Origin of the sequence: Caldivirga sp. (assembly GCF_023256255.1) — an archaeon.
In the GTDB taxonomy this organism is placed as follows: domain Archaea; phylum Thermoproteota; class Thermoprotei; order Thermoproteales; family Thermocladiaceae; genus Caldivirga.
Map to the genome: position 1 here is coordinate 105,663 of NZ_JAGDXD010000027.1, position 12,384 is coordinate 118,046.

The 12,384-nt window shown below is 40.6% G+C and carries 16 protein-coding genes; 10 read left to right on the forward strand and 6 right to left on the reverse strand.

Annotated features, from left to right (window positions below; genetic code table 11):
- Positions 1-60: 60 nt before the first annotated feature.
- Positions 61-276 (forward strand): C2H2-type zinc finger protein, encoded by a 216-nt coding sequence (locus tag Q0C29_RS04350; protein ID WP_291999435.1) that lies wholly within the window; start codon positions 61-63, stop codon positions 274-276.
- Here the strand turns inward: Q0C29_RS04350 and Q0C29_RS04355 are convergent.
- A complete protein-coding gene (locus tag Q0C29_RS04355) occupies positions 263-703 on the reverse strand; it encodes a phosphate-starvation-inducible PsiE family protein (RefSeq protein ID WP_291999436.1) in 441 nt (146 codons plus the stop codon). The genes Q0C29_RS04350 and Q0C29_RS04355 overlap by 14 nt on opposite strands.
- A 109-nt stretch (positions 704-812) precedes the next feature.
- Between Q0C29_RS04355 and amrB the strand changes: the two genes are divergently transcribed.
- Positions 813-1,661 (forward strand): AmmeMemoRadiSam system protein B, encoded by an 849-nt coding sequence (gene amrB, locus Q0C29_RS04360; protein ID WP_291999437.1) that lies wholly within the window; start codon positions 813-815, stop codon positions 1,659-1,661.
- Here amrB and Q0C29_RS04365 read toward each other — a convergent pair.
- Positions 1,652-5,611, reverse strand: a complete 3,960-nt coding sequence (locus tag Q0C29_RS04365) for a protease pro-enzyme activation domain-containing protein (protein ID WP_291999438.1) — start codon at positions 5,609-5,611, stop codon at positions 1,652-1,654. The genes amrB and Q0C29_RS04365 overlap by 10 nt on opposite strands.
- On the reverse strand, positions 5,604-5,738 hold the full coding sequence (locus tag Q0C29_RS04370) for a hypothetical protein (protein ID WP_291999439.1): 135 nt from the start codon (positions 5,736-5,738) through the stop codon (positions 5,604-5,606). Before Q0C29_RS04370 ends, Q0C29_RS04365 begins: the two co-directional genes overlap by 8 nt.
- 64 nt (positions 5,739-5,802) lie before the next feature.
- Here Q0C29_RS04370 and Q0C29_RS04375 point away from each other — a divergent pair, with 64 nt between their 5' ends.
- On the forward strand, positions 5,803-6,306 hold the full coding sequence (locus Q0C29_RS04375) for a hypothetical protein (protein WP_291999440.1): 504 nt from the start codon (positions 5,803-5,805) through the stop codon (positions 6,304-6,306).
- Here the strand turns inward: Q0C29_RS04375 and Q0C29_RS04380 are convergent.
- On the reverse strand, positions 6,295-6,570 hold the full coding sequence (locus Q0C29_RS04380) for a hypothetical protein (RefSeq protein ID WP_291999441.1): 276 nt from the start codon (positions 6,568-6,570) through the stop codon (positions 6,295-6,297). The two genes, Q0C29_RS04375 and Q0C29_RS04380, sit on opposite strands and share 12 nt — an antisense overlap.
- 1 nt (position 6,571) lies before the next feature.
- Positions 6,572-6,859: a DUF131 domain-containing protein gene (locus Q0C29_RS04385; protein ID WP_291999442.1), complete on the reverse strand. Its 288-nt coding sequence runs from the start codon at positions 6,857-6,859 to the stop codon at positions 6,572-6,574.
- Positions 6,860-6,947: 88 nt separating this feature from the next.
- On the opposite strand from Q0C29_RS04385, the gene Q0C29_RS04390 reads away from it, so the two are divergent.
- Positions 6,948-7,394: a hypothetical protein gene (locus tag Q0C29_RS04390; protein WP_291999443.1), complete on the forward strand. Its 447-nt coding sequence runs from the start codon at positions 6,948-6,950 to the stop codon at positions 7,392-7,394.
- An 85-nt stretch (positions 7,395-7,479) separates the two neighbouring features.
- Here Q0C29_RS04390 and Q0C29_RS04395 read toward each other — a convergent pair whose 3' ends face one another.
- On the reverse strand, positions 7,480-8,400 hold the full coding sequence (locus Q0C29_RS04395; protein WP_291999444.1) for an agmatinase family protein: 921 nt from the start codon (positions 8,398-8,400) through the stop codon (positions 7,480-7,482).
- 148 nt (positions 8,401-8,548) lie between these two features.
- Here Q0C29_RS04395 and Q0C29_RS04400 point away from each other — a divergent pair, with 148 nt between their 5' ends.
- From Q0C29_RS04400 to Q0C29_RS04425, 6 genes are all read left to right on the forward strand, one after another.
- Complete coding sequence (locus Q0C29_RS04400; protein ID WP_291999445.1) at positions 8,549-9,646, forward strand: hypothetical protein; 1,098 nt, start codon at positions 8,549-8,551, stop codon at positions 9,644-9,646.
- Positions 9,647-9,717: 71 nt separating this feature from the next.
- Positions 9,718-10,017, forward strand: coding sequence for a hypothetical protein (locus Q0C29_RS04405; RefSeq protein WP_291999446.1), 300 nt, complete (start codon positions 9,718-9,720; stop codon positions 10,015-10,017).
- A gap of 167 nt (positions 10,018-10,184) precedes the next feature.
- Complete coding sequence (locus Q0C29_RS04410) at positions 10,185-10,517, forward strand: hypothetical protein (RefSeq protein ID WP_291999447.1); 333 nt, start codon at positions 10,185-10,187, stop codon at positions 10,515-10,517.
- Between the two features lie 45 nt (positions 10,518-10,562).
- Entirely contained in the window at positions 10,563-10,994 is a 432-nt protein-coding gene (locus Q0C29_RS04415; protein WP_291999448.1) for an archease, read from the forward strand.
- A gap of 123 nt (positions 10,995-11,117) precedes the next feature.
- Positions 11,118-11,999, forward strand: coding sequence for a fumarate hydratase (locus tag Q0C29_RS04420; RefSeq protein ID WP_291999449.1), 882 nt, complete (start codon positions 11,118-11,120; stop codon positions 11,997-11,999).
- A 118-nt stretch (positions 12,000-12,117) separates the two neighbouring features.
- On the forward strand, positions 12,118-12,384 hold a 267-nt coding region (locus tag Q0C29_RS04425; RefSeq protein ID WP_291999450.1), incomplete at its 3' end, for an aldo/keto reductase.

The window sequence follows — 12,384 nt, forward strand, 5'->3', positions numbered from 1 at the left end:
TTACCTAATGATTTGGCATGTGTAGGGTTAAGTTTTAAACCACAGGGTTACGTAAGCCCAATGCAGATAGTGTGTAAGTATTGTGGGAAAACAATGGATAATGCCTTAGCCTACTTCATGCACTACAGTAGGGAATGCCAGCAATTACCTAAAACAAGAAGATGCCCGGTTTGTGGGGCTAGGTTCCCAAGTTTTAGGTTACTGAAGATTCATTTAATGAATGAGGCACTTATTGATAATAGACATAGGGGTCTCATTATCGCTAGGTTCTCTTAATGGAATCAGCTTTAATGACTAACCAGTATGATATTGCCAGGGTTAAAATGGCGGCTGATAGCATAATACCTCTTTGAAGGGTCATGGATTCAATATTCGCGTAATTTATCAGTAATTCCCTAGCTATGGCTGTTAACACTATGGCTATTACCATATCAACAATTATGTGTCCTCTCTCCATGTATATTATGAACATGTCAATTAACTCCATCGTTAATACCACTAGGAATAAGGCTGATAATACATTAATAATATTAACATCAGTTAAAGAATTCACGCTAATACATATTTTAAGAATATCAATCGCGGCAATGTATAATGAAAGTATACTAGTAATTCCAGTAAATATTATTACTACTACATAGAGTGATAGATTCGCAATCCTAAGTACCTTCATTATCGATGATTTTAAATCAGCCTTAGCCACTATTACTAATGTACCTTAACCTGGTTTTTAAATTCCCCACTTAATAACAGCATAGCGCTGTCTCCCTGTTAGTAAAACAATTTAAATAACTAAACGCAGTGAGACTAGCATGGTTACTAGGAAACCCGCGGTTGCAGGTATGTTCTATGAGGCAAGTAGGAATGGTTTAATTAACCAGATAAAGTGGTCTATTGAGCATGAGCTTGGTCCTAAATCCACAATGAATTTTAAGGAGAATAAGCAGTTCGTCCTCTCAATAATAGTGCCTCATGCTGGTTACGTATACTCAGGCCCTGTGGCTGCCCATGCATATGTTGAGGTAAGCAAGTATCTTAAACCCAAGGTATTCATAATAATAGGACCAAATCACTATGGTGTAGGTTCCCCGGCTGCAATAATGACTAGTGGGGTCTGGGAAACACCACTAGGACAGGTGGAGATTGATGAGGAGGTGGCTAAGCAGATAAAGGCTAAGGTGAGGGACTTAGCTGAGGACCCATTAGCCTTTGAGAGGGAGCATTCCGTTGAGGTTCAGGTACCCTTCATACAGTATCTTTTCCCTGACTCTAAGATAGTTCCCATAGTCCTATGGAATCAGACAATTGACTTATCCAGGAGACTTGGCTCGGCAATAAGTGAAGTTGTTGATGGAAGAGCAGGTGAGGTTGTGCTAGTGGCCTCCAGTGACTTGAACCACTATGAACCACATGATGTCACTACGGGTAAGGATATGAGGGTTATTGAACGTATTCTAAACATGGATGAGGAAGGGTTCTATACAGTAATGGATAAGTACGATGTCTCAGTATGCGGCTTCGGTGCAATAATGACAGCCATAGTTTATTCAAGGAAACAAGGAGCAACAGGCGTGAAGCTCCTTAAACATGCTACATCTGGAGACACCAGTGGGTATCTTCTTGAAACAGTGGGATATGCTTCAATAGCCTTTTACAAGTGATTACGTTGCCTAGATGCTATGAACCATGATAACGCTGCTGAGCTTAAGGCAAGAGCCACTAACAGTAGGGTATCCATGATTACTAAGTTATTATTAAGCCTATTGAATTCATTGTAGATTAACGTCATATTCGAGGACAATTCACTGGATAACTTAGTGATACTATTATTAACAAATTGATTAACGGTATTAAGCCTATTATTAAGCATTAATAAACCATTTTCAATACTCACTTTCACGGTTGATGAAGATGATGATCCATCTGCTTGAACTGCAGTCACCGTTAATTCATAGGTACCATCAGGGTAATTCGCCGTATTTAATGCGTAAGTGAATGTGCCATTACCAGTATAGTTAATTAACTCATGGCCATTAAGGTAAAGTATCACACTGGACACGTCAATACCCATTACTGTGAAGTTAACGGTAACTAGACCCGTTAAATTAGCGTTATCACTAGGGTAGTTAATTACCACGACTGGTAATGGGGGGTAAATGTACCTTATCACAGAGTTCTCGTTAAGGTATCTTGAGGATAATAGCGTTAGCTCATTCACCTTACTTGTGAATAACTCAACAGTACTATTAATTGCCTTAATACTATTAATATTAGACAGCATTACTACGGTGTTAGAGTTAAGCACCGTTATATTACTGGCGTTACAGTTAATTAATGTGACATTACCTATTAGTGTATCGTTAATTAAAATGTCGTCAACATATATCCCGTTCACTAATGTATCGTTAACCAAAGCTAGGTGGTAAGTTCTCATATTACTTATTAACTGTCCACTTATTAACGTATACGGTAGTACGTAGAATGTTGATTGAGTTAGTAGGTTGCTTGGCGTTGGGAATCCATCAGCTGAAACACCGGTGACTAGTACACCGTATGGTGATGAGAAGTACATGTTACCCTCAAGGTAGGTTAAACTACCTAGGGAGAATTGAGATGGTAAAGTTACGTTACCTACCCATAGGCCAAGCTTAGAATTATACCAAAGCGGTGTTTCAAATAATTGGCTTAAAGTTGGGTAAATACTGGATAACGATAATGGGTACACGACGGCTGAGTACATGCCGTACCTAACCTCAGTACCATTAGGGTACGTTATGTTAGCATAAATAGTAATTACCTGCCCCTCAGCTGCATACAGTGACGAGAACCTTATTGATGGTATCGAGTAACCGCTAGACACGTAGATTTGAGCGAAGTATGAACCCATTACTGTGGAGTTAAGTGTGTATGAACTGTAGGACGCATTCAGGACAATAGAGTATAAGCCAGGCGTGGCATTAGAAGGTACTTTTAGAACACCATAATATGCGCCTACCGACGGGTTAAAGTACACATTAGCCTTACTAACAACTTCACCAGTGGGCCCAATTAGGGAGGCCGTTATGTTGGAGCCGTAGAGAACATTATAGAATACTAATGTACCTGTCCCAGCTGATTCCTGGCCTAGGTCAAGAGGCGGTATTGGGTAGCCTATTACTACTACGTTACCACCTGCTGCAACTGAACCAGGTTGGGCAACAACCGTTGGGAGAACATATAGGCTTTGCATCATTATACCATTTGTGAAGGCTACAAAACCAAAGGCGTTGGTTAATCTAATGAGCAAATTACCTATGGGCGCATTACTAGGTAACTTACCTATAAATAAGTATGATAACCCTGATCCCTGGTTCATTAACTGTGGCCTTAAGGTAACGTTACCCACTAATATGTACGAGTTATTGATAAAGTTATAGTAGTATACAAGCGCGGTAAGATTAGTCACATTAATTGGTAATGAACCATAGGTATTAGTTAAGTTAACAGCGATCAATATGCCCAACCTAGAGTATAGGGGTATGAAGGTGAGTGGTTCAAGGAACTGAGCATAATAACCCGAATACACAGTGGTGAATCCGTAACCAGTTAAATTCCTGTATTTACCGTAAACGGTAATCGTTAATATACCTGAGGCATTGCTTGGAAGAGTGACTGACGCTGACCATCCTAAGAATCTACTGAACTTTAATGGGGTAATAGTGACGTTGCCCCATGAATCCTCAATTATTGCTGAGAAGTTCCCTGACGTTACTAATTGAGTTGAGTTAACCATTATTGAGGCACTAATGATAATCTTCTCCCCTGGGTAATACTGCCTCTGCTGGTAACCGGAGTAGTTAAACACGTTAACAGTTATCGATAACCCACTCTCGCTTTTATTAATTAAGGCTGAGAACGCTTCAGCAAAATAACCGGCATTAATGGTTCCTAACCCAGTAACCATATTGTATCCATAATGTGCGGTCCACGGTATATTGTAACCAAACTCAATGGGTACTATTGCCTTACCGTACTCACTAGTATTACTGGCAATACTATATAATGTAGGGTTAATTAAGCCGAGGCTTGAGTGAACGTAATCCATTATTAGTGTTAATAATCCCGCAAGCAAAGGTGCTGCAGCACTTGTACCACCGGTTATGAGTAAGGTATTACTCGGCCCCACAACCAGTAAACCTGGGTAGGGGCTTGCGTCCATTGCAATATCAGGAACCATTCTTCCAAAGGGGTATGATTCCGGTGTGGCAATGCCCCATTGGTACCATGGCTTAGGTTCAATAATACTAACTCCACCTGTTGATCCACCTAGGTTCTGATCAAGTGGTATGAAACCATAGCTGGACCATGCTGTCTGATAATTAGAACCATTAGGTAATTGAATGTAGGTTGTTGTGCCTCCCACAGCAGTCACGTAAGGTGACACTGATGGGTAAATAACAGCACCAATAGGTCCATTACTATAACCCGCCCCACCTCCATCACCACTTGCCGCAGTGAAGGTTATGCCTTCAACACTACCCAGTGCGTAGTACTCGTCAGTTAGGAAGACATTGAAGTAGAACACTGGACCATTTACCATCGAGAGAATTGACTCGGAGAAGCCGAAGCTCTGCGATACTACATTAACGTTATCCTGATCAACAATGTACGCTATTACTGCAGCTAAAGGTAATGCTGGGTTAGCTACGTAAAGCGTTATATTAGCCCTAGGGGCAATTGCATGTGCAGCTTCAACATCAAGGCTTATTTCATATGCCCAACCATTGTAAACACCCAGATTAGGGTTATAGGGACCTATGGGTATTATACTGAAGCCTGGTGGATTAGGTAAACCAGTCTCATTATCAAACTGCATTAATTGATTAATGATGTAGGGATCACCGAAGAAGTCAATAATACCTATTGTGTAGTTCTGGCCGTAATAACCCATTCTATACAATGCTGTTGCATTATAGGCTTCCTGAAGTTCCGTAGGCCAATAGGCTTCAATTGGGTAAGTTAAGTTAACACCGCTCTTAACGTAACTCCTCAGGTTATCCAGCTCACTGCCTGTTATTAGAAATGGTGGATGCTCAAGCAGGAGCATCGTTACATTTGATGAATAAATGATTACATTACTCAACTTAGGTTCCCCATAGGATTCATAGAAGCTTACTGAACCATTACTGTAGACGGCATACCTTAATCCTAAATACCTCTCAACGGAGCTAACGTTACCCTCAGCAACAATTATGGAGTCTGCTGCAGTAAATATGATTCTGAAACCATGCTTCTTAAGAAAATCCACAACGTTATTATACTCTCCAGTTGGATAGAAGAGTGAGGCTACTTGAGATTTACTTAGGAAGTGATGGTACATTGGTGAACCTGGGCTTGATATTAATTGAACATAATGGTAAAGCAGGTTCAAGTTCCTAAGCGGAACATATATTGTCACTATTACGTTAGTATCATTACTGAGTGAACCAGTGTAGGAGTAGCCGCTTAATGATGATGGATTATTTAACTGTAGATTAATGGATGAACCATGGGCAATTAAAGAAGCACCAACGTAAGCTAGGATAAAAGCAAGGATTAAGTAGGCTACGGTAACCCCATTCACACTAACCATAGGTGTAGTGCGCATCTAGGTGCTTAATAAACGTGACTTCCCAGCATGTTGAGGTAAGGTACTTAATTTGCGAGTACCCATGGTTCATTAATGTTAAGTCGAATTCCCCTATAACACTCCAGCTCAAGAAATCCCCTAATCATGGACAATGAGTAGGAAGTTTAATAAATTCCCTATCCTAAATCTCGTTTGTGTTTAATATTAAACAAATAAAGCTTGGTCTAGAGGAGTGGAAAAAGCTTGAGAATGAACTTAGGAGAATTGGGGATTCTGAGAAGCTTGAGCTAGTGTTAAACATGGTTATGGTGCCGGTCACTGAGGAGAACAATGAGAATGAGGAAGAAGAGGGTGAGGAGCATCACCACATGGCTCCACCTGAATTCACTGATGATTTAAGTAAGCTTGTTGATTCAATAAAGAGTGAGTATAACGCTAACGCTGACTACCATTCTCACGGTGATCATGGAGAACTTATGGTTGCATTAATTACGGAAGGCGGTAGTATTCCTGGTGTCGTAAGGGGTATAATTGAGGAAGCTAGGAACTGTGAATCATGCATGATTCACAGTATTGATGGGGAAGTTCACCTAGGTGATGATGTATCAGTCATTATGTTCGGTGACTCCTATAAGCTAACAGTAATATTGCCCGGCCAAGATGGAAGAAGACTAGTTATAATGGAGTTAAACGTTTAATTGCCTTGATCCCCTATACTGAATTAATGCGATAATGTATAGTGCAGCCATTATTATGAATACTGCAACCATTATCCACGATAATGTGGTTATAATTGAAGGCTTATTACCAACTACAATGGCTACCGGTATTGGGAAAACCAGCACTGCTCCACCCCACGTTACTCCAGTCGTTTGAGTGGATAGGGCTAATAGAATTATTGCAGCTAACGGTATTAATGCCGCAATGATTATTAACAATAATCCAACCTGGTATAGTCTCATGTTAAACACCCATGAGTGGTATTATTACCAGTAGAATGAATATTACTACGACCACTATTGTTAATGCAATAGCCCACTTAATAATTGATGAATCATTACCGAAGATTATGGGTACTGGCCCTATAATAACAACACCCCCATACTTCTTCTCCCCCTCACTATCATCGTTTTCCCTCTTCCCATCGCCGTGCCTTGCAGAATCCAGTATCATAAGTATTATGCCTACTACTGCAAGTATAAATGCAGCTAGGATGCTCATGGTTAATACATCAATAGTGTTAATGATCATACAACCCTAAGTATTATTAACCCCTATATAAAGTTTTCCAAGACAATGCAGTGAAAACATTAATTAACCCAACTGAAGTACAGTCACTATGTCATCGGAATACACGGTTGTTTACGAAACTGAGATCGAGGTACCTGTAAGGTTCAGTAAAGACACCCCGGAGGAGGCTAGGTTGAGGAGACTGGAGAGGTGGCCTAGGGAGGCTGGTTTAACTCAACCACTTGGTGAAGGTGGCTCATTCACTAACATGGTTAAGGAGTATTCAAGCACCTACGATTTACAGCCTGGTGAGAGGAAGTGGAGTATTGAGAGGAGTGGCGACAAGTTGGTTGTATCAATGAAGTGGAGTCTACTTAAGAATGGGGTTGAGAAGGGTCATGCAGACATTAATGGGGAAATACCCTTAACACCCACTGAGGAGGCAGGGGCATTAGTTTACACTGCTAAGTTGAAGTACAGTATATCTGTTAGTAATGATGTTTTATCAGAGAAGGCTACCAGCGACTTGAGTGGTCTTGGAGAAATCAACCTCTAGCCTATAATATTCCTATGTAGTTACTTGTTATTTTTAATAGCATCTAATCCTTCCCCATGGTTGAGTGAGTTTAAGGGTTTATGGATTATGAAGTTAAATTCCGTTTACAACTAACTCCCCATAGGTAAAGGTTCATTAAGTCAACTATGAGCTTAGCAACAAGTGAGGCGGTTATATTGCTAATATCATTGGGTGGTGAATATTCAACAATATCAATGGCTACTAGTCTTCCAGCAATTAGAGGCATCATAACTTCAAGAGCCTTATAAATAGCCATATAGCCTACTCCCCCTGTTTCCGGATTACCCACCCCTGGGGCTATTGATGGGTCGAACACATCAATGTCTATTGATAGGTGAACTGGACCATGAGTATCATTAATAACTCTGAGTAGATCGTATAATTGAACATAGCCTATTGCTGATAACTCTACAGAGTCAAGAAGCACACTACTTAGCCCCCTCGCGTAAGTTAACTCTTCATCATCGAATCCCCTAAAGCCTAGGTTAACGTAAAGACTTGGCTTAACTTCAGTATTCAGTATTCTAGCAAAGGTTGCATGGCTTAATCTCTGGCCCATCGGCCACTCGCTTCTGAGGTCTAGGTGTGCATCAAGCTGAATGAAGGCGCCTAATTCACCGAATTTATCCCTTATGGCCCTAGCCACAGCTAGTGATATAGTGTGCTCCCCACCCACGTTAATTAAAAGCCCCTTACCCAGTATTTCACTGACAATACTCCTTATCCTACTTAGGTTAAATTCAACATCACCCTGGTGAAGATTAACATCACCTAAATCGTTTAATTCACCCAATGGTGTATGTCCAAGCCATTCCGTTGGCGTTGCTTCAAAGTAAGGCGTCACCTGCCTTAACACCATGGGTGCGAACCTGGTCCCAGGCTTGAAGCTTAACGTATCTTCCATGGGTACACCAAGTATCATTACTCTACCATTACCCTTACTAACGCCGAACATTGGGTTAACTGGTTCATGAATATGCAGCATTATTTTAAGGCCAGCATTCAGGGTTTATGTAGTTACCGCAGTTTTTACCCTTAAGTCTTAACTAAGTACCGACTAATAATGCTCATGGTGTTTAAGTAACTAACCAGCGTGGGTGAGTGTATTAAAAGGGTTCTTACGCATTACTACTGTGAGGAATTACAGGAGTTTAGCTGTGATTGAGCCAATCATTAGGATGGATAAGCCACTGCTTATTGTAACTTTCCCATCAACCTACAATGTTATACTAGCCTTGGTAATGCTCCTAATCAGGTACAATCTTGGCTTAGAAACCCACTTAACCTTCGCAGGTTCAATTAATGAAGATAGGGTCATTAAACTAACGCAGAATTATGAATCAACAGTATTAGTAGGTCTTGAGAACAATATTCAACAAGCACCTCAGGGTAATGTAATAAACATGAATCATGTTGCAGGGTCACAGTTAATTCATTTAATTGACCCAACCTTAATAGGACCATTAAGTAATTGGCCTCGGGCATCAAGGATACTGTACTTACTTTATATGGTTGGCTTAGCCATTGATGAATACGGTCCAAACGCCATGGATATATTAGGCACCATGGTTAGTGATGGTTTAATTAAGATGAAGAACTCACCATTACCACTTAACCTAAGTAATGACCCTACCAGTTCCCTTTCACTAAGCCTATGGCCAATAATACTTGATGATAAGGGCCTCAACTTAAATAGCCCTGAGGACTTAGTGGAATCCTTGGTAAGCGTTAGCCTAAGGAGGGGGTTCATGGGTTCATACATTGATTACCTACTCATAAATACACCATATGTCATGGATTTAAATGCTGCATTAGCTTACTTAACAATTGAGTCCCTCCTATGGAGTACGGTAGCAAGGGATGATGGGTTTCAAGTACCCTTAATAGACTTGAAGTTACTTAACAATATTATACTGAGTAGGTTTAGTGAAACTGCAGATAGGGTTAAGGCTTATGTTAATGAGGTTAAGGCTAGGTTAATTACCATACTTGAGGGTTTAGGTAGGGAGAAGCTAACCACTTATGAGGTTAAGCCAAGTAATGCGACTTTAATGATTAGGTTATGTCAAATACTGAGCTTCCATAGGTTTAGGAATTCGATTAGATTAACATTAACTTACGATTCATTAACCTTAGTGTGTGTACCTAATCCTAACGTTGAGGTAACAATGAGTAATGCAATATCATTTAATAAAACACATAGGTTTGTGCTAATAACAACTAAGGACTAACTTATTAATTTATATTAATAATATTGACTACTATGGAAATACTTATAAATCCATGTACTGGTAGTTAAGTGATGATTGGGATTTCACTACTTAATGCCGCAGCATCAACATTGATAGTGTTCATAATAGGTCTCGTAGTTGGATTCCTAGTGAGAAAACTGATAGTGGCTGCAATAGTTATAGCCGCAATAGTGCTATTCATCATATTATTGGGCATAGCATCACCAAGCGGAGTATCATCACTGGTTAAGGTAATAGGATTCTCAATAGGGGCGGCAACCTTCCTCTCAGCATTACTGTTTAGCCTAGGACCCATAATGATAATCATATTCCTAGTAGGCTTCATAATTGGTTTCCTAGCATCCAGGTGACTAAGGTCAATGTATATTCATCAGGATTGGAGTTACTCATCATAGCTTCACGTGGGGTGAAGTCTCATCACCAGTATAATTATGTGAGGGGCTTTTAAAACGTTAATTTCAGTAATTATTCACTTAACCGAATGTTATTTAAATACCCCAAAATCAAGGAGCTAACTATGGTTAAGGTCCTATTCCTAATAATGAGTGGGGATCAGAAGATGGACTTAGCCTTAAGGATGGCTGCCGCATCAGTAGCTAATAAGAGGTTTGATGACTTAAAGGTCATATTCTTTGGTCCAAGCCAGGAAAGGTTACTTAATCTTGAGGGGCAGGCTAAGGAGGACTTCGATACCTTACTTAAAAACGGTAGTGTGGACTCAGCCTGCATAAATTACGCTAGGGGTAAAGGCATTGACTCAACCCTACTGAAGCTTAGGCTAGACTTAAAGCCTGCGGGGGAAAGGTTAGCCTACTACGTTAATAATGGGTACCAGGTCTTAACCTTCTAGAGTGTTGGATTAAACTATATTAAGCTCACCTTAACTGGATGCTTAATGAAGAGTCCTATGTTTGAGTATGGTGACCATACGGCGGATATACTGGTCATAGCCTATGGTCAATCATTACCTGAAGCCTTTAAGAACGCTGCATTAGGTGTCTTAAACATAATGTACGACACATCAAGGGTTAACTCAGTTGATAAAGTTAACGTAGAGGTTTATGGAGATGACTTGGAGCAGTTGCTCTTTAACTGGATAGATGAGGTCATTTACTGGTTTGATGGTAGGAAGATGGCCATTGGTGATATAATCATTAATGAATTTGATGAGGATAAGCCTAGAATTAAGGCAACCCTGCAGGGAGAGCACTATAGTGTAGAGAGGCATGGTTTCAGGGGCACTATAGTTAAGGCAATGACTTACAACATGATGAGCATAGAAAGGGTTAACAATGGGTTTAAAGTTCAGTTCGTAGTAGATATTTAAGTAACCTCATTCTTAATGATACATGGGAATTAAGCCGTGTTGCGCTTACTAGGGTTAGGCTGAGGACTTATGCGAATTGTCAATGAGGAAATCCTTATTAATACTAGGTAAACACAATGAGTTATGCAGAGTAGGTTAGAAGATTCAGTTAAGGAAGCGGCTAAGACTATAGTTAGGTTGGCTAGCGTTTCTCCAGCTTTCGACGTTAAGAATGCCATCATGGGTTCACTTAATGTTGAGGTTCATGAACCCAGTAAGGTTCAGTTAAATGCAATACTGGAGAACATTAAATTAGCCGAGAAGTACAATGCTGCAGTATGTCAAGACACAGGGGTACCAACATTCTTCATAAGGCTTGGTGATGACTTTCCTATTAGAAGTAAATTAACAAAGATACTAACTGAAGCCGTCAGGGAAGTTACCAAGGAGTTACCGCTTAGATCCAATACCGTTGACCCAATAAGTGAAAGGAACAGTGGTGATAATACTGGCTTAGGTGTGCCGGTTTTCGATATTGAGCTCTTTGACGGTAATTACCTTGAAATGATATATACACCTAAGGGTGGTGGTACTGAATTACCCAGCAAAGCCTTCGTAATACCACCTGGTAATGCCTGGGAGAAGTTACCTAAACTTGTCCTTGATGCTGTTGTTGACGCTGGCCCCATGCCTTGTCCACCAGTTATAGTTGGGGTTGGGGTTGGTCCATCAGTGGATGTTGCGGCTAAGTTAGCTAAGAAGGCTGCGGTTTTGAGACCAGTTGGTTCAAGGAATAGTAACCCAGAGTTAGCTAAGCTTGAGGATGCATTATTAAGAGCCGTGAATAAACTGGGTATTGGCGCCCACGGTACAGGTGGCGTGGTTACAGCACTAGATGTTCACATTGAGTACGCCTATAGGCATCCAGCAACCTTCGCAATTGGCATAGTCTTCTCATGCTGGGCAACTAGGAGGGCTAGGGCTATTGTCTACCCTGATGGGAAGTATGAGGTTAAGCCTCAGTAGTTTACACAAGTATAATAATTTTATCTAATGTAAATATTATCATATGCTAACAGTAAACTGTTCCACTGAAACTTAAGTAACGGTAAGTGTTATTAAGCTAATTCTCGAACCGAAAATCATGGAAATGGAGTACAAGACCTTTAGGGGTGATTTAAAAATGCCTGTGATAGGGCTTGGAACATGGGGAATCGGAGGAGGCTACTGGACCCCGGATTGCTCACGTAAAGCCGAATGGATCGCATTGTTGAGACGGGCAATTGAACTTGGCTATAGGATGTTTGATACTGCTGAAATGTATGGCGGCGGTTGCTCCGAAGAGATTGTTGGTGGTGCTATTTCTGGTTTTTCTCGTGGTGATTTGTTTATTGTTAGTAAGGTTTGGCCT